The organism is Nocardia sp. NPDC051756, from assembly GCF_040681495.1.
GTDB lineage: Bacteria > Actinomycetota > Actinomycetes > Mycobacteriales > Mycobacteriaceae > Nocardia.
This window is the reverse complement of the sequence record NZ_JBFAYV010000001.1, coordinates 143,821-165,955: the sequence shown is the minus strand read 5'-3', so window position 1 is coordinate 165,955 and position 22,135 is coordinate 143,821. Positions and strand designations below refer to the sequence as shown.

The window sequence follows — 22,135 nt, the reverse complement described above, 5'->3', positions numbered from 1 at the left end:
CACGTGACGACGGTACGAGAAGCTTCCTACGAGGTCCTCCGATCGCTGGGAGTCACCACCTTCTTCGGCAACCCGGGATCGAACGAATTGCCGTTCCTGCAAGAATTTCCGGACGATTTCCGCTACATCCTCGCCCTCCAGGAAGGCGCCGGTCTCGCGATGGCCGACGGCTATGCGCAATCCACCGGCGGACCTGTGCTGGTCAGCCTGCACTCGGCGGCGGGCGTGGGCCAGGCGATGGGCAACCTTGTGAACTCGTGGCAAGCGGGAACACCACTGGTGCTCATCAGCGGCCAGCAGTACCGACCACTGATCACCTTGCAGGGCATGCTCACCAACCACGACGCGACGACGCTGCCGCGACCGCTGGTCAAATGGAGCTTCGAAGCGCCTTCTCCGCAAGCGGTCCCGGCCGCGCTGGCCCGGGCCGTCGCCTGCGCGATGACCGCACCCATCGGTCCGGTGTATCTCTCTGTGCCGCTGTCGGATTGGAACGAACCCGCCGACACGGACAACCTGCCCTACCTTTTGGGACGACGAGTGGCAGGCAGGCCGATCGCCGAGCGAGTGGCGCTGCGTGAACTCGCCCGGCGACTGGACGCTGCCAAGAATCCCGTTCTGGTCCTCGGACCCGACGTGGATGCCTACGGCGGTTGGGATGCCGCCGTGCGCCTCGCCGAAAAGGCGGGACTACCAGTCAAATTCGGGACATACGAGTACCCGAGGATCTCCTTCCCGACCGGGCACCCCTGCTACCAGGGCACGCTCGGAGCGAGGATCGACCAGGTCCGAGATCAACTCGCCCCCTACGACTTCATCGCCTGGATAGGCGGCGCGGTCCTGCCCTACCATGCTTGGGAACCCGGACGATACCTGCGCGAGGGCACCGAACTGGCCCTCGTCACACCCGATCCCGACCAAGCCGCGCGCGCACCACTCGGCAACGCCCTCATCGGCGACCCCGCCGAAGCGCTCGCCCGACTCGCCGACCTGGTCACCACCACCCGGCCACTGCCCGCACCGATGAAACAACCTGCACCGGTGGATATCTCGGAGCAGCACACAGATTCGATCAGCGAAGCTCAGTTCCTCCAGGTCCTCGCCGAGCACCATCCCGAGAACGCCGCGTGGGTATACGAAGCACCCTCACTCGGCGCGTGGTGGGACCAACTGCCGATCACCGAACCCAACAGCTTCTTCTGCGGCGCCGCCAGCGCCCTCGGCTACGGGCTACCCGCGGCCGCCGGAATCGCTCTGGCCCAACCGAACCGACCCGTGATAGCACTAATCGGCGACGGCTCGGCCAACTACAGCATCACCGGCCTATGGAACGCCGCCCAGCACAACCTCGACATCACCTACCTAATCGTGCACAACGGCGCCTACCAAGTCCTCAAGGACTACGGCACCTGGCTCCACGCCGACAAACTCCCCGGCCTGAACCTGCCAGGCATCGACTTCACCGACATCGCCACCGGCTACGGCGTCCCCGCCCGCACCGTCGGCGCCACCAACGACCTCGCCGACGCCCTGAACCAAGCCTTCACCACCCCCGGCCCACACCTGATCCAGGTCCAGATCACCGATGAACCCAGCAAGGTATTCGACTGAAACACCAGCAGCACAGGAGTATTCGACACCATGGCACGCAAATGGGTAGTCGCGACAGGCATCTGCATCCTCATCGCAGCCATAGCGATCCTCTTGCTCCTCCGCTCAACCGACCGCAGCGACCCGACTCCCCCGGAACCGACACTGTGGATCGACTCCGACTTCGGCTGACACCACGGCGGCGTACCGCCGGCGTCCGGAAGCTACTGCAACTCCTCGTCGGTGAATACCGCCGATCCATCGGATCGGCGCTGCCACAACGTATCCCGGAAGGTCGACCAGGTAGGGCATGTTGAGATCGCGGTCAGATCGGAAACTCACGCAATGATGTGTGGGTGAATGCCTCGATCTGCTCCTGAAGCTCGTGTGCCTGGTAGACCTGGAAATCGTTCAGCGACCGATGGAGCAAACCGAGCGTTTTGACGAGGTCGTTTGTTCGTCGTTCGGGTGCCAGGCCGAATACCGGGTCCAGAGGTTCCTGAGCGCCCTCGAGGTCGCCTCCGGCCAACCGGGTGAGCGCCAGGCTGATTCGTGACTCCGCTGCACAATCGAAGTCCCAGCCGGGTTGATTCGGATCCCGATAGGCGTCCACTGCGCGAACGCAGTATGCCTCCGTCATCGGAGGTGGGGCGGCCAGGGCTGCCAATCCTCGGGCCGCGTAGTACAGGCGCCTGGAGTGTCCGAATGTGCAGATGCCGCCGAAGCGGTCCAGTTCATCGTGCTCCGAACGCTCATACGTCGCGTCGGCGAGATCGTTCATTTCGGCGGTCTTCTCGATATTGCCGAGTGCCGCCCATGCCCGGGCCGCATTCGAGTAGAGCCATGGAATCGAGGTACCGCGCGTACCGGCGGCCAGATCGGCGACCGAATTGGCGTAGCGAACCGCATCCCACGGTTTGTTATCCCAGTAGCAGATATAGGACTGGATACCTCGAACCCAGGCGCGCAATCCGTTGTGATCGGCATATTCCGCCCACATATAAGCGGTCCGCGAGTGAGTGAGCGCGAGTTGGAATCGCCCGACATCTTCGCAGGCGTAGGCGAACATGCCGCCGATTATCGCGGCGAGAAAATACAACTGTCGCGCATTCGCGGGTTTTTGCCGCTGCTCGAGCGAACAGAAAACAGCCTCCTGTGCATTCAGGAGATTCCCCAGTATCAGCGGCAGCGGCTCACGCTGGTACATCGAGGCCAGTTCCCGGATTTCGTCGGTCAGCAGATCTATTTCTTCGGCGTTCGTCACCACTCGTTGTTGAAGGGAGAACTTGCGTGATTGCTCCGCAGCCATCGTCAACAGCTCCAAACCAGATTGTCCGACTGATTGGTCGACGGTCGAGATGGAGTTGCCCGATTGCGGAGACCATGGCTTCAGCAAATCGTCGATGGGCAGTTGGAACAGCGCCTGCAGGACTCGGCGCGTGGCCGGCGTCGTACCCGCCCGCTCGCCCGAGGCCAGCCGCCGGAGATGCCGCGCGGTGATGCTCACCCCGTGCTCGTCCAGCTTGCGGGCCAGCGCTTCGAAATCCTGTACGACCTCGTCGTAGGTTCGATCCCGTTCGCGGAGCAGCTTTTCGAGCACAGTCCGCGGAACGTGGGAGCTTCGTCCAGCCATTACAACTCTTTTCGACCGTCACCCCAAACAGTACAAAGATCGCACCACGCATGAGGAGCATTGTCCGCACGCGGTCCCCATGATGTCCGGTTGATGTCCATACTAGCTCCTCGCCAGGTCCGCCGGAACGCCGACAACATTGATGGCACGACAACTACTACAGCCCTCTGTTATCGGAGATCAAGATGTGCCGACCGACGAAAAAAGCGTTCTATGCCGCACTCTCGCCAATACTTGAAATCGTCGTTTCGACCGCGGAAGAGTGCGACAAGATCGACTGGACGCTATTGATAAAATTCCTGTGTGCCGCAGTCCAGTTCTTGATAGTAATTCGCGGTTTTCGGGAGGACGAACCGCCCGATCCGATCGAGACAGAGCATCCAACTATTACCGCGCCACCTCGAACGCCTGGTCACGACAACTGAATTCGTGTCCGTCCACCTCACCACGACCGCTGTCCGGGCCATTCCCCCGTTTGCCTCGGCATCAGGATCTTGCTCGAGGCGGTGCCATCGCTTGACCGGTTATCGCCTGGTGGAATTCCCATGCGTCGGCGACGATGTCGGCCAGGTCGGGTCGTTGGGGCTGCCATCCGAGTTCGCGGTGGGCTTTCTCGCTGGAGGCTATGCATATTGCTGGGTCGCCGGGGCGGTGGCCTTCGATGCGGACGGGGAAGTCGACTCCGGTGACAGTGCGGACGGTGTCGAGGACTTGCTGGTTCGAATGCCCTTGTCCGTTACCGAGATTGAAGATGTCGTGGCGTCCCGGCGCGATGGCGTCGAGGGCCAGCAGGTGCGCGGCGGCGAGATCGGAAACGTGGATGTAGTCGCGGATGCAGGTGCCGTCCGGCGTCGGGTAGTCGGTGCCGAAGAGGGTGAACACGTCTCGCTGTCCACCGGCGGCCTGGAGCAGGATCGGAATGAGGTGCGATTCGGGGTCGTGGCGTTCGCCGAGGTGGTGACCGTCCGCAGTGCGGACGGCGCCGGCTGCGTTGAAGTAGCGCAGGGTCACCGCGCCGAAGGTGGTGGAGGCCCCGCATGCTCCGGTGATGAGTTGATCGACCGTGGCTTTGGTTGCGGCGTAGGGGTTTTTGGGGCGGACCTCGGCGGTCTCGTCGAACGCGGTGGTGCCGTCTCCGGTGTACATCGAACCGGTGCTCGAGAAGATCAACCGCGGGGTGCCGGCTGCCCTGATCGCGCGGAGCAGGGCGAGGGAACCTTCGATGTTGTTGTGCCAGTACTTGTCTGGATCGATCACCGACTCGGCGACCTCGATGCTGGCAGCGAAATGCAGCACCCCGTCGAACCCGGCAGCCGGGGTCAGGACGTCGGCGACCCGGTGGACCGACATCTCGTGGAATCGTGCGCCCGTGGGCAGGTTGGTGGCGAACCCGGTGGAGAGGTTGTCGAGGATCTCGACCTCGTGGCCGGCGTCGACGAGCTGGTGGGCGACGACGGAGCCGATGTATCCGGCGCCGCCGGTAACGAGCAGCTTCACGGAAGCAGTCTCCTCGATGGCAGTGCGGTCCAGATAACCCAATCCCGCGGACCGAAAAAATCTATTGTGGCGAGTGTAGACATTCTCTGTGAGGCGGTATACAGTCGGTGTCGTTCGAAGAGAAGGTCAAGAGGCCGGGCAGGTGAACTGCCTGGAACGTGAAGTTCCACCCCGTCCCCTCCGGCGGAGAAGAGAAGCCCGGCGCACTCGGCCGGACCGCCGGAGGGGGACGAACAAACGAGGCCGACAACGGTCGCGTGGGTTAGACCGGCAATGCAGGAGGTGGTCACTGAGTAGTCATCTATCGGTTCCGTGTCCCGGCATACGCCGGATGCGATGCACGACATCGGCCCACAGGGCCGGTGCACAGAATTGAAGTCAACCCCCTCTTCCCAGATCAAGGCCCCGGCGCACACGCGCCGGGGCCTACCGACGTTGAAACCGAGAGGTGCTGTGCCGCAACCGAACACCGACCCCGAAGACGGCCCCAGCGCCGCCGACAAACTCGACGACGACACCTACCCCGCCTACAGCATGGGGCGCGCCGCGGAAATACTCGGCGTCACCCAGGCCTTCCTGCGCGGCCTCGACGCCGCCGCACTGCTGACCCCGCAACGATCCCCGGGCGGGCACCGCCGCTACTCGCGCTACCAACTCCGCATCGCCGCACGCGTGCGCGAACTCGTCGACGCCGGTAACCCGCTCGAGGCCGCCTGCCGCATCGTGATCCTCGAAGACCAACTCACCGAAGCCCGACGTATCAACACCGACCTCCAGCACGCCCTCGACGACCGCACACCCGAAAACCCGCCCACGAGCTGAGCGGCCACGGGGGCCGGTCTCGGTGGGTCGGGTACCGAACAACCACCCGGTGACGTCACCAGATCGGTTGGCAGGCAAGGCCTCCGGTGCCGACCATGCGACGGCTCGCTCGCGTTCGTCAGCCGGATATCGACGAGTCCGACCGGTACGCGGGGGCGGTGAGCAGCTGATCCAAGTGGTCGCGCGACCATCCACACAACGCGTGGATCGTCTCGACGAGCCCGGCGCCTGCCGCGGTGAGGGTGTAGTCGACCCGCGGGTTGGCGCTGCGGTGGTCGTATCGGGCCACGAGGCCGTGGTTTTCGAGTTCACGCAGGGTCTGGGTGAGCATCTTGAAACTGATGCCCTCGACGGCACGGTACAGTTCGCGGAAGCGGGACCGGCCCGCTGCTAGTTCCTCGAGGACCCGCAGGCCCCATTTCGTCGACACCGCGACGAACACCCGCCACGCCACGTCGTGCCCGAGTTGCTCATCACCCATCGAGAATTACCGCTCACCTTCAAGTGCGTACTGCCGCTCCCCGGCGACTCCACAGTAGCTTCGCCAACGTGCAGATACTGAAGACCTACGCCCGGCTGTTCGTCGCCGATCTCGACACAGCACTGCCGACCTACGAAAAGCTCGTCGGCACTCCTGCGGATCTCCGGTTCGACTTCGAGCAGGCCGAAATCGCTGCGATCGGCGATTTCCTGCTCATCGCCGGCCCGCCCGAGCACACCGACCGATACCGCGCGACGATCGGCCCGGTGATCGTCGACGACATCGACCAGGTGATCACCGAACTCACCGCGGCCGCGGCCACCATCATCAGCGGCCCCTTCGACGGCGAAACCGGCCGATTCGCCTACCTCCGTCACCCCGACGGAACGCAGGTCGAATACGTGCAATGGACGACACAACTACGGGCCCGAGTACTCGGCTGAATCGGCTCATCCGTTCTGCCCGCGCACCCGGTCCTGCCCCCTCAATGGTCGGGGCGCACGTCCATGCCGCGGGCGGCTATCGGTGAATGTTGCGGCGCAGCGATGCACTCGTCAGTCGCCTCGACGCGCCGAACGTCATTCCCGCTGACCTGCCCGGCGGTCCGGTAGCGTCCGGATCGCTTCGCAACCAGTAGCCGGGTCGAGGTCCGTGGAGAGGATCGGTCGGGGCATGGCAGAGACTGTGATCGGGCGGCGTGCACTGTTCGGTACCGCGGTCGCCGCGGGAGCGTTGGCCGCGGGCGCATCGACCGTGGCCTGCGGAACTCCTTCGGCCCGAACCGATTCCATACGGTCGATGGACCGCAGTGTCGAACTGGCCAGAGAGATGTTGCAGGTCGACGCGGACGGCAAGGACCTGAAGCTGGCGTATCTGCGGACACTCATCGACACCGGCCTGCCGAAAGCCGCGACACCTAAACGGGTTCTGGTGATCGGCGCCGGACCTGCGGGGTTGACCGCCGCCACGCTGCTCGCCGACGCCGGGCATCAGGTCACGGTGATCGAAGCCAACGGCAGCCGAACCGGTGGCCGGGTCAAGACCTTCCGCGGCGTGTTCACCGATCCGGCCCTCTACGCCGAGGCCGGGGCGATGCGCCTGCCGAGCGCACATCCGATGGTGCTCGCCCTGGCCGACAAGCTGGGTCTGCGGCGGCGGCAATTCCACAACGCCGACGTGGCGACCGAAGCCCGCTCCGCGCCGGTCACCCCGGTCGCCTATCGATCGTTCACCGGCGAGCAGTGGACCAACGGTCCCGCCGCCGAGTTCCGGCCGCCGCCCGCGGCCGGACGCACCCTGATCGACACGAACGGCAAGCTCGTCAGCCGCGCCGCCTACGCGAGCGATCCCGGCGCGGTGCACAGCGGCTTCGGCATCGACCTCACCACCCCCGCCCGGGCCGCGCTCGACCGCGCGCTGCACAAGGTCGGCGTGCCCGACGACTGGCCGATCGAACGCCGGATCGAAGGCTGGGCAAAGGTTTTCAACACCTACGAGGACTACTCCACCCACCGCTACCTGATGGAGCACGGCTGGAGTCTGTCGCATCTGGCCGCGGTGGGCACCCTGGAGAATCTGACCTCCCGGCTGCATTACGGCGTCATCTCCGCGATGGTCGACCACGCCCTCATCCGACCCGATGCCAGCTACTGGGAACTCGAAGGCGGCACCGCGACGCTGACCGACGCGCTGACCCGACACCTCGGTCCCGCGGTGCATCAAGGCAAGCGCATGACCCACATCGAGCAGAACGACCGCGGTGTGAAGGTATGGACGACAGCCGAAACCGGCAACGAACACACCGACGGCGCACCGATCGACCCGATCGAAACCTTCGAGGGTGACTACGTCATTCTCGCGATTCCGTTGACCGCCACCCGCTTCTGCACCTTCGATCCCCCACTGTCGTACCCGACGCGGCGGGCCATCACCGAACTGCATCACGACGCCGCCACCAAAGTGCTGCTCGAGTTCAAGACCAGGTTCTGGGAGCAGGGCCCGACTGGTTTCCGCGGCGGCGGCTGTGTGTCGGACTGCCCCAACCGCTTCACCTACTTCCCCTCCCACGTACCCGAGGCCGAGGGCGGCGTCGTGCTGGCCAGCTACACCTGGTCCGACGACGCCATGCGCTGGGACTCGCTCACCGACAGCGAACGCGTGCACTTCGCGCTCGCCGGAATGCGCCGCATGTTCGGACCCCGCGTCGACACCGAATTCACCGGCGTAGGCGTCTCCCAGTCCTGGCAACGCGCCCGCTACGCCCTCGGCGAGGCCGTCATCCCCACCCCGGGCCAGCTACACGAACACCACGCCGCCACCCGAACCATCGAGGGCAGAATCCATTTGGCCGGCGACCACACCAGCCTCAAACCGGCCTGGATCGAGGGCGCGCTGGAAAGCGCCGTGCGCACCGCCCTCGAAGTTCATCAACGCTGAACCCGCAGGGCCGGGGCAAGACACCGCCGGCTCGTCGACCATGAGCACCAGGACGCGGCCGCCAGTCGCGTTGACGACCGGAAACTGCACGCCGCCTATACTGTTCGCGATACCCGATGCCGACATCACCGACCAGGCACGGCTTCGGGACTGGCGGACCGGGACGGGGTCCCGGGGGTAAAGCCCGCCGGGCGAGGCGTAGGGGCTTCGCCCCCACAAACATGACGAAACGAGAACGGCTCATGCTCTCCATGCGCATGGGCCGTCTACGAGTGGAGTGGAGCTAAGGGGGACTCGAACCCCTGACCCCCACACTGCCAGAAGTGAGGACTACCACCAGCAATCCTGAACTACAAGAGCGAGAAGAAAATAACGCCTGAACTGGCGATATGGCAACTATCGACTACCCGTGACAACCGAATAGACGTTCGACTCAGGATGGCGTCGAGAAACATAGTTGGGACTTAGTTGGGACCAGCCCTGCCACTCCTTCTGCGTGTCGAAGGCACGACACGCCAGCTTTCAATCGGGCGCAGCTATTGAACAGCAATGAGCGCGTCGATCCCGATCCAGTGCGATGCACCGACGCTGACATGAGGGTGGTGGCACCCCCGGACTGCGCAGGGCAGATATCGCCGCACTTGCTCGGGTTGCATCTGGGCTACATGCTCCTGCTGCGCCGATAAACTGATCGGTTGCGGACAGCCTCCCTACACGCAGAGAGCAGCAATGGGAAACAAACGTGCCGAAAAGAGTCTTCGCCGTGAACAGCGGCAGCTCAGGGACCAGACTCGTCAGAAGCGCAAGCAGAAGAAAGCCGAGAAGCGGCCCGAGGTCGGCGATATCGTGCAGGTTAACACGGGGCCGGTTCATCTCGTCCTGAAAGTCCTTGACGTACAGAGGTTCCCGACTCGGCTCGAGTCCAAGTACACAGTGTCGCTGGTAGAAGAAACGATTCATCCTGTAACGGTCAAGCACCACCACCCGCTACTGGAATGCGCACAGAACCGATCTGGCTTCACGCGTTATTGGGAGAAGCTGATCTACCTGTTCGATCTACCTGAACCCGCCGACTTCCCCACACTGCGCGGCTTCATGCGGCCAGCGGATCTTCCGGTGCTCCAGCGGTTCATCGATACATGTCGCCAACTCGCCGGCTACTCGGTCATGAACACCTCGGGTGGCAAGCTCAACGTGTCGCTTACCCTCGATGGGCCGAAGGTGACGGCGACCCTACCAAGCCATGAAAGGTTCAGCGGCATGTCTACGACCTTCCGCCAGGTTCACAACACCGGTGATGAAGCGTCGTTCTCGAAGGCGATGTCCGCTCTACAGCGAGCACTCGACAGTAGCGGGCTGGACACCGACCAGAAAGCACGGGTCAAGTCTCAGCTGAACCAGTGGGGCGCCGCCCGCAAGGTGATCATGAAGAAGACGATGGCGACCGCGATATGCGAACGCGTAGACAAGGAGTGGCGCGAGACCCCGCGCAAGAAGGCGCTGCCCGTGCTGTCGTTCCAGGGTGTCGAACCGGATGACCTGATCCTCAAGTACAACTATGGCGACACGATCCACTGGGGCAAGCACCGTGACGAGCTGGCTGATCTGACCTCGCAGAAGGACCACGATCTCTTCTACAAGTACTGCGTCCTGAACTCGATGATCTCGCTAGCTCACCTCTACCTCGGGTTCTCCGCGCTGGTCGACTCGGCACTTGGCTCGGCTAAGGTGACGAGCTACCGCGAAGTACTGTAAACGTCACAGGACGCTTATTCATATGGAGACCCGCGGTGATGTCGGTGCGACCTGTCATACTCGCGGTCATGCGCATCGAATACGCCGAGAGGGAGGGCCAACATCTTGACCAGCAATTGCACGCAGGCTGCTAGCAAGACGCGGCGGTCTTCACAACGATGAAGATACCTAATCCGATAAAATCGCTCGCTAGTCGTCGAGAGGCCGAAATAGTACAGAGTCATTCGCTAGTCCTATCCGGCCGAGCCGCGCACTACTCGTATCTGTTCGATCTCGGACCAGAGCTGAATATCTACAAGCTAGCCGATCGCCTTTTGAAAAATAACATCGCCTCGATTGCAGCGAGTCCCGCCGCTGACGACCTGAAGGTTAGCGCTAGAATTGCCGAATCGGAACGACTTCTCGACAAGGCCGAGAAATTTGAGGCATTCGTCGCAGAGATTGAGGGAGGCACTCCGAGCTTCTGGCGACTGGCGCGCATTTCGCCGATATCCTTGATCAGTTTACTGTGGCGTTTTCTTGTATCGCGTCATGAAAATAGAATGAGTGAGGCGGAAGCGGATGCCAAGTATTCAGATATCCTACGAACCGCCAAGGATTCGTCCAATTTAGTTCGATCTGGTCTAGTGAACCAGCATATAGACGGCGCTTTTCGCGTACGCATCGAACAAGAATCACACTTTCCGCGCTATTTTGAGAGTGAGCCGTACCTCCGACTCGCTTTGAATAGAGTTTTCTTCGGCGAGGATCATATGGAGGAAGATGCAATCGAAATATCACTAATGATTCACCGGTCTGGAATTTGCTCGTTGACGCTCAGTTCGGGACTCGCGGAACAGCTCAATGTAAACCAAGCTCGCGCAGCGATGTACAGCAGCATGCGTCATCTAAACTTTGCCAAAATTTCCTTTGCCGTCATGGACAAATACTTGAGGAAGAATGGAGTTAAACCTAGCAAGAAATCCATAGAAGGCCTGGGTCTCGAGCAGTTTGAGAACCAGCGCTGGATTAGACTTCCAGGGGAAGGAGAAACGGAGTCCCAACGCGGACCGCTGACTATACGTTCGATTTTCCAATACTATCTAGGTGCGGTAGAGGAGCTGGCTAATCGCAGCGCAGCTGTTGATTGGACCTGCTATACGACACTATCCCTAGGAGCGCCTGCATGCTGCGCAGGGAACGAGGCAAAAGCAGTGCACCGGAAAGACTTCGGGGCACTGATGCTTCGACTAAGGCGTGACGTCGAAATCCAAGAATCCTCGATAGAGAGCCTGCTGGAAAATCATCTAAAGATTGCAAGCAAGGAACTCTGGGTATCCGTCGGGAATGCTATCTACATTGACTGGACCGGACGAGAGCCGGACTATGAAGATGATATGTACGTGCTTATTCCGATAGAATCCGCACTTTCACAGAACAAGCAGCTAGAACAGATAGACAGCATCACCTCGAACTCAGTCATTAAAGATCGTCAATTATTCAAGACCCAGAAAATGTTGGCGGTAGGTTTGCAAGAATATAGAAGAAACTTCCTAACAGGAGTCGACGGCCCTGCGATTGTAGATGCGATACTGAATAAACTTGACTCACATGTCCTTTACTCCAGGCTGCTTGATCGGGTGAAATCTTCCGAGAGCTTAGTTTCTGCTAGATACTCGCGGATGCAAAATCGGCGATCCGTAGCGATATCGGCGGCCGGATTCCTGGTAGTCCTATTCGCTCTTTTGCCTCGAATATCCGATACTCTCGAAGAGTTCAATCAAAAAGGCGGTTGGGGGGCAGCCCTAACTGCTCGCATCGACGACATATTCGGAGGTCGCAACGATGCAGTTCTAAATATCTACGTACTGGTCGTGTCCATTTCACTGCTGGTGATAGTTTCTCTATCCTTCCGAATTCGCCTCAAATTTTGGCATAGAACAAGCTTCGGCAAGAGGACTCGGCGTCTTATTTCGGTCACGCTTGCCGAAAAACAATAGAGTCTGCGTGGTCCCTAGATGGCAAGCCCCGAAGGGGTGCGGCAGTATGTCAGTGCCGGGTCGGAAAGGACTTCCGGTGGGACATAGACGCACTCGACGCAGCCTTGGACGCTCGGGACGTCGACACGGACTGACGAAATGAGGCGCGGAAGGCCACCGCGCCCGATCGGCGTGCCAGGAAAGCTGATGCTGACCGAGCTTGCCCCCGGCCGGTGGAAGGCCCGGGTGCTGGTGCGGGACTCGTCCGGCGAACGGCGGGACTTGGTCCGCGTCTCCCCTACCAAGCTCGACGCGCGAGGACGAAACATTCCAGACCGCAACGGCACTCGTGCGGTGGACGCCGTGCTCGCTGCGGTACGCAGTATCCGGGTCGATGCGGGCGGAGACCTGTCGGACTCCACCACAGTTCGGCAACTGTGGGACAAGTACCGGACGTACCTGATCGAACAGGGCAGATCCCAAACAACGATCGATCAGTATGACGTGGCAGCGGAGCTGTTCAACACAGCATTCGGCGGCCGTCGCCTACTGGAAGTCACGACATCATCGGTTGAGGCGTTCCTCAAAGAGATCGGCCACGCCAAGGGACCTTCCTCGATGCGGACGGGTCGCAATGTCCTCTCGGGGATGTTCCGCTACGCGGTCCGCAGGGATGCGTTGAGCGTCAACCCCGTTCGCGAATCCGAGCTGGCACAGAACATCGAAGCTAAGGGCCGGACCGGCGGTTCGCGCGACATCACAGTCGATGAGCTGCGTTCATCCTGGCAGCGGTGCGCACATCACACGTTCCGTGTCCACGGAAACTGTCCCGCGCTGAACGCGATCGGAAGACACCGGTCAAGTCGTACACGCCGCCCTCGGTGTCGGAGTATTGCGATAGTGCTGACCTGGCCGACTGGGTGACGCTGCTCGCTGGTACCGGCCTGCGACGCAGCCAAGCGCTGGGCCTGCTGTGGTCTGACATCGACCTGGATGGCCGCACATTGCAAGCCAGCGGGAAAGTTGTGCGCATCAAGGGCAAGGGCCTGGTGCGGGTGGAGAGCGAAGACGACCCGAAGATCCGGCGGGGTGCCATCGCGCTGCCTGAGTTCGCAGTGGAGATGTTGAAGCGTCGCCGTAAGCATCTGGCAGCACGAAAGCTGGCATCGCCGCCCAAGGAGACAGAGAACCTGGATCTGGTGTTTCCTTCTGCGGCATGGACATTGCGCGACCCGCAGAATGTCGGCCATGAATGGCAGCGAGTCCGCGATGCACTCGCCATTCCCGATGACGTGACGGCGCACAGCTTCCGGGGGTGCGGTGGCAACAATTCTCGACGACGCCGGGCTCTCGGCGCGAGTGACGGCGGACATGCTCGGCCACGCGGACCCGGCCATGACACAGCGTCACTACATGGCCCGTGGACGGGTTCACATTGCCGCAGCAGCCGCGTTGGACCGGGCGGTCGGCAACGAGTGACCGCCAAGCAAGCCGACCGGCTTAGTCGTGAATCAGTTGGATGTTCGGCCGCCACCAAGGTGGTCCGAGAACAAGAAGTCCCAGCCTAAGCCGGTTTCAAGGGGACCAGATAGGAACGAAACGATCGGCAGAATCCCGGGCCGGTCGCCCTTGGCTGGGTTTGTGCCGGATCATTGCCTCCGAAGTCCGTGACGCGAAACCAGGTCGGGATGGTTTGCCAACAGAGCTTCCAGGCGACTGTCGGGCCACAGCTCGAGGTAGGGCAGTTTGCCGTCATTATTGTGTTTCTCGGCAAGAGCCACAGCGTCGGCAGTAAAGCGGCCGCTGGTTGCGATAATCAATCCACGAATCACTGGAGGCTCCCACAGCGGCATGGGCGCGAGCGTCGTACAGATATCTACTGGCCCTACGGACTTCGTTTTCCAGTGTTTGGCTTGGATCAGCACCCTCTCGGTACGCGTCGTTCCGCCGTCATCGACGATGACCCGCTCAGCCGATAGGTCTCGACCACGATCCGGCGCTCGGGTATGCGTCAGCCACTCGACATTCTGGTAGCGGGGAAATCTCCTGAAAAGGTCGAAGAGCAGTCGTTCGAATCCGCTGTCGTCCAGCTTCCCCCACACAAGCCCTTCGGTGACGCCGACATTAGGAGAGTCGGACTCTTCGCTGCCTTCGGATACGTAGGCGAGGTCGGGAACGGACTGCTCGGGTTCGGGTTGATCGGCCACAGCAGAGCTGGCTGCGGCCAGGTCGGAGACAAGGTCGGCCTCTAGGAAGATCCGGAGTAGCTCCGCGGCAGTGGTCCTGTCGAACTGTAGCGACTGGCTGCTCTTGCGTGTGCTCCCCCGGCTGCTTGAGCCAAAAGCCGTCAGGTGCACCAGGTTGGAGCCGTCGGCGTCCCGGATCACGCGGTACTCGGCGTCGATACCGTCATCCATGCGATGGGGTCTCACGTTCTGCTTGCTCGGATCAATTCTGCGAACGCGCGCCATCGGCTTTACTCCAATGCTCTCGGTGGCTCGCGGATGGGTCACCGTAGATCAGTTTGCACCTACGGAATCAATCTTGGCAGACCAGACAGACACAACGCGATCGTTCTGCGGCTGTGGGGGGATTCGGGCTGCCAGACCGAGGATGCCTAGTGCCCATGTCTAGGTGGACGGCCAGGTCGCGGAGGTCTTGATCGTCGCTACAGACGAGGTCGACTCCACGCCGGTTTCGCGTCGTCTACCTTCGAGCAGTTCGACGCCTGCACCCTGAGAGGTGTCGGGCGCCGGCGGCCCGGGCGCTCGACGTGACCGATGCTGCGATCCGGGTGCCGAAAGCACACCCCGGCCATAGGTGTCACGATCGCTATCAGCAAGCCGAATTGCTTGCCGTTGGGCCGGGCGGTCAGCAACGAGTGACCGCGAGCACGTCGAGCGGCTTAGTTGTGAATTAGTTGGAAGTTCGGCCGTCACGCACTCCGGCCGGAAAGCAAAAATCCCAGCCTAAGCTGGGATTTAAGTGGAGCTAAGGGGACTCGAACCCCTGACCCCCACACTGCCAGTGTGGTGCGCTACCAGCTGCGCCATAGCCCCGAGTGGGTTGCTTTCAGGTTTCCCTGACTGCCTGAACGAAGTTACACCACGGGTGCGGTGGCGGCCAAATCGCGTTGAATCGGGGGTAGCGGCGAGGGGCTGAGCGTCGTAGACTCGAACACATGTTCGAAGGAAGCGATCTCTCGGTGCTGGACTTTCAGGCCATGAGCGATGAGGGGCTGATCGATGCTCTTCGGACTGCGCATGGGGCGTCGGCGGCGGCGCAGGCGGCGGAGGTGTTCGCGGTACGGGAGCTGTATCGGCGGCATCGGGCGGTGAGTGCGGAGCCTGGGCCCGGTGGGGTGCGGGCGGGTGAGTTCGCGGCGACGGAGGCGGCGGTGGCGTTGCGGGTCGACGAGGGGTCGACGGCCGCGATGATCGATGTCGGGCTGGCGCTGGAGGATTGGCTGCCGCGCACGCGGGCGGAGTTCGCGGCGGGGCGGATCGACCTGGCGAAGGTGCGGGTGATCATCGACAACACGCGTGCGGTGGCCAGGGAGGTGCTCGGCGAGTTGGAGCCGAGGTTGCTGGCGACGGCGGAGCGGACGACGCCGGTGCGGTTGCGGCAGGCGGCGCGGCGGTGGGCGGGGCGGCTGGATCCCGCTGGGGCGCAACGGCGGCGGGAGCGGCGGCAGGATGATCGGGACGTCCGGATTCGGGCGGTGCAGGACTGTATGGCGGTGTTCGACGGGTTGTTGCCCGCGGCCGGCGCGCAGACGGTGGCGATGCGGCTGCGGGAGATGAGTCTGCAGGTGTGTGCGGCCGATCCGCGGACGATGCCGCAGCGGCGGGCGGACGCGCTGGTGGCGTTGGCGGACGGGTCGGGACAGTTGCGGTGCGCGTGCGGGCGTGGCGCGCGATGTCCGCAGAAGGAGGTGACGGGTGCGGCCCCGCGGCGGCCGTTGATCCAGATCGGGATTGCGGCGGACGCATTGCTGGATATGCGGGACGCGCCCGCGTTTCTAGCGGGATACGGGCCGATCGATGCCGCGTTGGCCCGGACAATCGCGGAACATGCTCGGTTCCAAGTGATTTCGGAGCGACCGGGTTCCGACGATCCGGAGACACCGCCGTTGGATCGGGAAGTGCGTGCGCTGGACGGGATGTGCCGGTTCCCGGGGTGCACGATGCCCGCCGCCGAATCCGAACTGGATGACGCGACCACCGACGCAACGGTGCTGTGCGCCCGTCATAAACGCTTGAAAACGTTGGCAGACAACAAGAAAGTGCCGTGGGGTACCTGGCTGGCCGACCCGGATCGGTTGCAGTGGACCGCACCCACCGGCGACATATACACCACGTCCCGTGAAGGTGCACGATACCTGTTCCCGCACAACGATATAGACCTGCCGGTCACCCAGAAGGTCAGCGCACCAACACCTTCGATCGACCGACCCGACGATGTCGCCTACCCATTCCGAGGCCACGTCCTGGTCCACCGCCAACTCTGCCGAATCACCCCGGAGGACGAAATCCCCGACGACGCAACAACTCCCGCGATCAACCCGGCGTAGACAACAGGGAGGGTCCGGACAGATGCGAAATACCCTCCCCCACAGACCAACTGAAGACTCGACGCGCGGCGGTCCCGGCCGACTGGGGAAGCAGGACCGCGCCGTCGAACGGGCCGAGCCGCCGGCTGGTGGAGTCGGCGGCTCGGCCCCACGAAACGACGCGCGCGATGCAGGGGGAACATCCGATCGCGCCCGTCGAACGGGCCGGGTCGTCGGTGGTGGATGCGACGGCCCGGCCCTCCGACCCACCGAATGCTCGGCGCGCGGCTGTCCGGCTGACTGGGGAAGCCGGATACCGCGCCGAGCGGGCCGAGTCTGCGACACGGTCGCCGGCTCGGCCCCCGGACCAACCGAATGCTCGGCGTCCGCGGTCCCGGGGAACTCCTGGAGTCGGATCGCCCGCGTCGAGCGGGCCGGGCCGTGACCAGGTGGTGTGTCCGGTCCGGCCCCCGAGCTCAGGACTTGATGGCGATCCCGCCGACGATGATCTCTTCGACCAGCGTCAACTTGTCCCGCACGATGCCGTCCGGTCGCCAATGCGACAACGGCACCAGGCCGGGCTCGACCAGTTCGCAGCCGCGGAACAACCGCAGGATCTCCTCGCGGGTGCGGAAGCGCCCGGTGCCGAGGAAGTCGAGGAACGACTTCTCCAGCGCCCGCGATTCGTCGCCGGTGTCGAGGAAGTGGGTGATGAACAGATGACTGCCCACGGGGACGGCGTCGAGGTATCCGTCGACGACACCCTCTGGATCCTCGTCGTCGTGCAGGTGATGCAGCATGCCGACCAGCATGATCGCCACCGGCTGAGAGAAATCGATCATGCTCTGCACGTCGGAATGGGCCAGCACGGCGGCGGGGTCGCGTAGGTCGGCGGTGATGACTCGCGTCTGACCGTTCTCGCCCAGCAGCGCGCGCCCGTGCGCGAGCACGATCGGGTCCTTGTCGACATAGACGACCTTGGCCTCCGGCTGCAACGCCTGCGCGACCTGGTGGGTGTTCTCCATGGTGGGCAGCCCCGCGCCGAGGTCGAGATACTGCTTCAGCCCACCCTCGCCGGCCAGGTACTTGACCCCGCGACCGAGGACGGCCCGGTTCAGTTTGGCCAGTTCATCGACCTCGGGCATGGTCGCGCGCAAATGGTCTAGGACGTGTTCGTCAGACGGGTAGTAGTCCTTGCCGCCGAGCAGCGCGTCGTAGACCCGCGAGATACTCGGCTTGGACACGTCGAACTCGACTGGGGCCGACTCGGAATTCGTCATCGTTCATCCCTTTACGCTTACGCGCGATACCGGACACTTGACCGCTTTGCAAAAAGCGTAGCCACGCAAGTGGATACCGCGCGGCGCATTTGACCGATCTGTGTCAAAGCGACATCACGGAGCGAGAACCTGCAGCCAGTCCTCGTTGTTCACATCGATTTTCGTCTTCCCGTCGAATACGGCGGGGGTAGCCGCGGAGCCATTCAGCGCCGCGCCGAGGGCATCGGTCGTGGCGTTCGCGCTGGTGCGGGCGCCATCGACTTTGGCGCCGGTGGAGATGCACTGCAACACCGATTCCGGGGCGCCGGCGACGCGGGCGACCGCGGCGAGTTCGTCGTTGCTGAGGTCCGCACCGCCTTCACTCGGGCGCTTGCTGGTGAACAGTTCCGTGTGGAATTTCGAATACACCGGACCCGAACCACCCTCTGCGACACACTGATTCGCGGCCACCGCCCGCGTCGAGTAATCCTTGCTGCGCGAGCGGGGATCGAGGAAGTTGACCAGCCGGTAGCGCACCGCGAGCTTGCCCTCGTCGATCTTCTGCGCGATCTCCTGGCCGTAGATGCGCTCCATGTTCCCGCAACCGGGGCAGATCGGATCCTCGAAGATATCGATCGTCTTCACAGCGGTGGGCTGGCCGAGCAGAATCGAACCGTCCGGTTCCAGCAGCACGCGCACGCCGGGATCATGCGCGGACCCGTACCCGTCGTTACGCACGCTCGCCTCGTCGTGCCCACCACGGATCGCCAAGATGACGATCACCACGATCAGCGCCAGGGCGACGGCGCCCAACGCGTAGGTGGTCTTGCTGGACATGGGCCGCGGGGTGTAGTTCGAACGCGATTCGCTCACCCCAACACTCTGCCGCAACCGAGGCGGAACCCCGTCGCCAACCCCCACCAGCTGCGAAATTCCGCACATCTGGCTGAGCCTGCGCATGGTCTCGCGTCGACGGAGCGGAAGCCGCCTTCAGTTGCCGCGACGCGCAGAAATTACCGTGCGACCGAATCGCGCGCAGTGGGTTCGGTGTCCACGTCGGCATCGCGTCGAGCTGGGCCGCTGCCCGTCTCTGCGCGGTCAGCGCTTACCGGCTCGGCGATCGGCGGCACCGGGCTGTCGGCGATGGGCGCGCCGGCCACGTCGTTCACCGCGTGCTCGACCTCGGCATCCTGCCCGGCCAACTGATGATCTGCCCCGTCCGCACCACAGATGTGGTCGCACTCTTCCGCCTTACGCACCGGCTCTTCCCGCTTACGCAACGGCTCCGGCACCACCGCCCACGCCACCGCGGCGACGGCGAGCAGCGCACCGGTGACCGCGAGCGCCAAACCATACGACGCCTGCTGCGCCAGCGCACCGACCGCGACCGGACCGAGCACCGTCCCGAGATCCGCCGCCATCTGGAAGCCGGCCAGCACCGGCCCACCCCGGGCGTTCGGGCCGATGATGTCGGCGACCGCGGCCTGCTGGGTCGGCGTGAACATGCCCGCCCCGAGACCGGCCACGAACGAGGTGGCGAGCAACCACGAGAGCGTGTCCGCCACACCGAGTCCGGCGGTGCCGAGCGCACAGATCAGCGAGCCGGCGATCAGGAAGGGCTTGCGCCCCCAGCGATCGGAGTACCGCCCGGCCAGGAAGAGCACCGCGATATTGCCCGCCGCGAACACGGTCAGCGCGACCCCGGCCATGCCGGGCGTCTGATGCAGCACCTCGACGACGAGCAACGGCACCAACGCCATGCGCACACCGAATATCGCGGCCCCGTTGGCGAAGTTGGACCACAGCACCGCCCGATATTCCGACCGCGCCCACGCTTCCCGGAACGACATCATCCGCAGTCCGCCAACGGGTTCCGGCGCGGCCAGCTGCGAATTGCGCAGCGCCAGATACACCGCGACGGTCACCACGAGCAACGCGGCCGCATAGATCAGGAACGGCATCCGCAGGCCGAACCCGGACAACGCCCCGCCGACCAGCGGCCCGCTGACCGACCCGATCAGGAAGCCGGTCGACCACAGCCCGGACACCCGGCCGCGCGCGGCGGGCGGCGACATCCGGATCACCAGCGCCAGCGACGACACGGTGAACATGGTCGACCCGATTCCGCCGAGCGACCGCAAAACCATCAGCTGCCAGTAACTTTGGGCAAACGCGCTGGCACCGGTCGACACCGCGACGATCAACAGACCGCCGAGATATACCGACCGCTCCCCCAGCCGCTGCACCAACCGCCCGCTGACCGGCGCGAACAACAACCGCATCAACGCGAACGCGCTCACGATCGCCGAGGCCGCCGCGACCCCGACGCCGAAGCTGCGGGCGAACTGCGGCAGCACCGGCGCGACCAGCCCGAACCCGATGGCGATGACGAACGCGCCGCCGACCAGCACCCAGATCTCGATGGGCAGTGGCTCCGCCCGGCCGTGGGACCGGGCCGTGCCGACTGCCGACGATCTACTCACCGCCTAGCGCCTGTCCCACCACTTCCTCCGCGGCCGCCTGCACCTGCGCGAGGTGCTCGGGTCCGTGGAACGACTCCGCGTAGATCTTGTATTTGTCCTCGGTGCCGGACGGCCGGGCGGCGAACCACGCGTTCTCCGTGGTCACCTTGAGGCCGCCCAGCGGCGCGCCGTTGCCCTTCGCTCGGGTGAGCACGGACGTGATGGGCTCACCGGCGATCTCCTTGGTGGTGATCATGTCCGGAGTCAACTTCGCCAGGAGGGCTTTCTGTTCCGCCGTCGCGGCGGCGTCGATCCGCGCGTAGGCCGGACTGCCGTAGCGGCGTTCGAGTTCGACGTAGCGCGCGGACGGGCTCTGGCCGGTGACCGCGGCGATCTCGGCGGCCAGCAGCGCGAGCAGGATGCCGTCCTTGTCGGTGGTCCAGACGGTGCCATCCATCCGCAGGAAGGACGCGCCCGCGCTCTCCTCACCGCCGAAAGCGAGGCTGCCGCTGAACAATCCGGGCACGAAGAACTTGAAGCCGACCGGCACCTCGTGCACGTCGCGGCCGAGCACGCTGACCACCCGATCGATCATCGACGAGGTGACCACCGTCTTGCCGATCTTGGTGAGCGCGTCCCAGCCCATCCGGTTCGCGACCAGATACTCGATCGCCACCGCGAGGAAGTGGTTCGGGTTCATCAGCCCGCCGTCGGGGGTGACGATGCCGTGCCGGTCCGCGTCGGCGTCGTTGCCGGTGGACAGGTCGTAGTCGTCCTTGATCGCGATCAGCGAGGCCATCGCGTAGCGCGAGGACGGGTCCATCCGGATCTTGCCGTCGCTGTCCAGCGTCATGAATCGCCAGGTCGGGTCGACGAACGGGTTGACCACCTCCAGCTCGAGGTCGTAGCGCTGGCCGATCTCTTCCCAGTAGTCGACGCTCGCGCCGCCCATCGGGTCGGCGCCGAGCCGGATGCCCGCGCCGCGAATCGCGTCCAGGTTCAACACATTCGGCAGGTCGGCGATGTAGTGGTCGAGGTAGTCGTAGCGCTGGACGTTGGTTTCCAGCGCGTGTTGCAGCGTGGTCCGCTTGATCTCGGACATGCGGTCGCGCAACAGCTCGTTGGCGCGCGCGGCGATCGCGTCGGTGGCGGTGTTGTCGGCCGGACCACCGTGCGGCGGGTTGTATTTGAAGCCACCGTCGCGCGGCGGATTGTGCGACGGGGTGATCACGATGCCGTCGGCCTGGTTCCGGGTGCCGCCCCGATTGTGGCGCAGCACAGCATGACTCAGCGCCGGCGTCGGCGTGTACCGGTCGCGGGCGTCGATCATCGCGGTCACGTCGTTGGCGGCGAGTACCTCGAGCGCGGTGACCATGGCCGGCTCGGACAGCGCGTGCGTGTCCCTGGCCAGATACACCGGACCGGTAATCCCGCGCGTGGCACGGTATTCCACGATCGACTGGGTGATCGCGAGGATGTGTGCCTCGTTGAACGCGGTGTCCAAGCTGGAGCCGCGATGTCCCGACGTACCGAAAACCACCTGCTGCGCCGGAACCTCCGGATCCGGAATCCGGCTGTAGTACGCCGTGACCAGATGTGCGATGTCTTCCAGGTCGGTGGGACGCGCGAGTCGCCCTGCTCGATCATGGGCCATGCTCGGGTCTCCCTTCCGTATCGGCTGTGCCCTGCT

At 63.7% G+C, this 22,135-nt stretch carries 17 protein-coding genes and 1 tRNA gene; 9 read left to right on the top strand and 9 right to left on the bottom strand.

The window, feature by feature from the left end; genetic code table 11:
- Nucleotides 1-3: 3 nt before the first annotated feature.
- Nucleotides 4-1,611, top strand: coding sequence for a benzoylformate decarboxylase (gene mdlC, locus AB0M22_RS00840; RefSeq protein ID WP_364719296.1), 1,608 nt, complete (start codon nucleotides 4-6; stop codon nucleotides 1,609-1,611).
- Between the two features lie 304 nt (nucleotides 1,612-1,915).
- Here the strand turns inward: mdlC and AB0M22_RS00835 are convergent, their stop codons facing one another.
- Complete coding sequence (locus tag AB0M22_RS00835) at nucleotides 1,916-3,190, bottom strand: hypothetical protein (RefSeq protein ID WP_364719293.1); 1,275 nt, start codon at nucleotides 3,188-3,190, stop codon at nucleotides 1,916-1,918.
- A 519-nt stretch (nucleotides 3,191-3,709) separates the two neighbouring features.
- Complete coding sequence (gene galE, locus AB0M22_RS00830; protein WP_364719291.1) at nucleotides 3,710-4,720, bottom strand: UDP-glucose 4-epimerase GalE; 1,011 nt, start codon at nucleotides 4,718-4,720, stop codon at nucleotides 3,710-3,712.
- A gap of 453 nt (nucleotides 4,721-5,173) precedes the next feature.
- Here galE and AB0M22_RS00825 point away from each other — a divergent pair, with 453 nt between their 5' ends.
- On the top strand, nucleotides 5,174-5,542 hold the full coding sequence (locus tag AB0M22_RS00825; RefSeq protein ID WP_364719288.1) for a helix-turn-helix domain-containing protein: 369 nt from the start codon (nucleotides 5,174-5,176) through the stop codon (nucleotides 5,540-5,542).
- A 118-nt stretch (nucleotides 5,543-5,660) separates the two neighbouring features.
- On the opposite strand, the gene AB0M22_RS00820 is transcribed toward AB0M22_RS00825, so the two are convergent.
- A complete protein-coding gene (locus AB0M22_RS00820) occupies nucleotides 5,661-6,023 on the bottom strand; it encodes a helix-turn-helix domain-containing protein (protein WP_364719286.1) in 363 nt (120 codons plus the stop codon).
- A 68-nt stretch (nucleotides 6,024-6,091) separates the two neighbouring features.
- On the opposite strand from AB0M22_RS00820, the gene AB0M22_RS00815 reads away from it, so the two are divergent.
- The 6 genes from AB0M22_RS00815 to AB0M22_RS00790 all read left to right on the top strand — a co-directional run bounded on the left by AB0M22_RS00815 (nucleotide 6,092) and on the right by AB0M22_RS00790 (nucleotide 13,740).
- Entirely contained in the window at nucleotides 6,092-6,466 is a 375-nt protein-coding gene (locus tag AB0M22_RS00815; RefSeq protein ID WP_364719284.1) for a VOC family protein, read from the top strand.
- 355 nt (nucleotides 6,467-6,821) lie between these two features.
- Nucleotides 6,822-8,459 (top strand): FAD-dependent oxidoreductase, encoded by a 1,638-nt coding sequence (locus tag AB0M22_RS00810; RefSeq protein ID WP_364719281.1) that lies wholly within the window; start codon nucleotides 6,822-6,824, stop codon nucleotides 8,457-8,459.
- A 729-nt stretch (nucleotides 8,460-9,188) separates the two neighbouring features.
- Nucleotides 9,189-10,214: a hypothetical protein gene (locus tag AB0M22_RS00805; protein WP_364719278.1), complete on the top strand. Its 1,026-nt coding sequence runs from the start codon at nucleotides 9,189-9,191 to the stop codon at nucleotides 10,212-10,214.
- 314 nt (nucleotides 10,215-10,528) lie between these two features.
- A complete protein-coding gene (locus AB0M22_RS00800; RefSeq protein WP_364719276.1) occupies nucleotides 10,529-12,193 on the top strand; it encodes a hypothetical protein in 1,665 nt (554 codons plus the stop codon).
- A 186-nt stretch (nucleotides 12,194-12,379) separates the two neighbouring features.
- A complete protein-coding gene (locus tag AB0M22_RS00795; protein WP_364719274.1) occupies nucleotides 12,380-13,096 on the top strand; it encodes a site-specific integrase in 717 nt (238 codons plus the stop codon).
- On the top strand, nucleotides 13,093-13,740 hold the full coding sequence (locus AB0M22_RS00790; RefSeq protein ID WP_364719272.1) for a tyrosine-type recombinase/integrase: 648 nt from the start codon (nucleotides 13,093-13,095) through the stop codon (nucleotides 13,738-13,740). The genes AB0M22_RS00795 and AB0M22_RS00790 overlap by 4 nt, the downstream gene beginning before the upstream one ends.
- Nucleotides 13,741-13,821: 81 nt before the next feature.
- On the opposite strand, the gene AB0M22_RS00785 is transcribed toward AB0M22_RS00790, so the two are convergent.
- Nucleotides 13,822-14,589 (bottom strand): restriction endonuclease, encoded by a 768-nt coding sequence (locus AB0M22_RS00785; RefSeq protein WP_364719269.1) that lies wholly within the window; start codon nucleotides 14,587-14,589, stop codon nucleotides 13,822-13,824.
- A 569-nt stretch (nucleotides 14,590-15,158) separates the two neighbouring features.
- Nucleotides 15,159-15,231, bottom strand: a tRNA-Ala gene (locus AB0M22_RS00780).
- A 122-nt stretch (nucleotides 15,232-15,353) separates the two neighbouring features.
- Here AB0M22_RS00780 and AB0M22_RS00775 point away from each other — a divergent pair.
- Complete coding sequence (locus tag AB0M22_RS00775; RefSeq protein ID WP_364719266.1) at nucleotides 15,354-16,745, top strand: DUF222 domain-containing protein; 1,392 nt, start codon at nucleotides 15,354-15,356, stop codon at nucleotides 16,743-16,745.
- Nucleotides 16,746-17,200: 455 nt separating this feature from the next.
- Here the strand turns inward: AB0M22_RS00775 and AB0M22_RS00770 are convergent, their stop codons facing one another.
- The 4 genes from AB0M22_RS00770 to pgm all read right to left on the bottom strand — a co-directional run bounded on the left by AB0M22_RS00770 (nucleotide 17,201) and on the right by pgm (nucleotide 22,099).
- Nucleotides 17,201-18,004 (bottom strand): SAM-dependent methyltransferase, encoded by an 804-nt coding sequence (locus tag AB0M22_RS00770; protein WP_364719263.1) that lies wholly within the window; start codon nucleotides 18,002-18,004, stop codon nucleotides 17,201-17,203.
- A gap of 114 nt (nucleotides 18,005-18,118) precedes the next feature.
- Nucleotides 18,119-18,856, bottom strand: a complete 738-nt coding sequence (locus tag AB0M22_RS00765) for a thioredoxin domain-containing protein (RefSeq protein ID WP_364719261.1) — start codon at nucleotides 18,854-18,856, stop codon at nucleotides 18,119-18,121.
- 140 nt (nucleotides 18,857-18,996) lie between these two features.
- Nucleotides 18,997-20,466, bottom strand: coding sequence for an MFS transporter (locus AB0M22_RS00760; RefSeq protein WP_364719259.1), 1,470 nt, complete (start codon nucleotides 20,464-20,466; stop codon nucleotides 18,997-18,999).
- A complete protein-coding gene (pgm, locus tag AB0M22_RS00755; RefSeq protein WP_364719257.1) occupies nucleotides 20,459-22,099 on the bottom strand; it encodes a phosphoglucomutase (alpha-D-glucose-1,6-bisphosphate-dependent) in 1,641 nt (546 codons plus the stop codon). The genes AB0M22_RS00760 and pgm overlap by 8 nt, the downstream gene beginning before the upstream one ends.
- Between the last annotated feature and the right edge of the window lie 36 nt (nucleotides 22,100-22,135).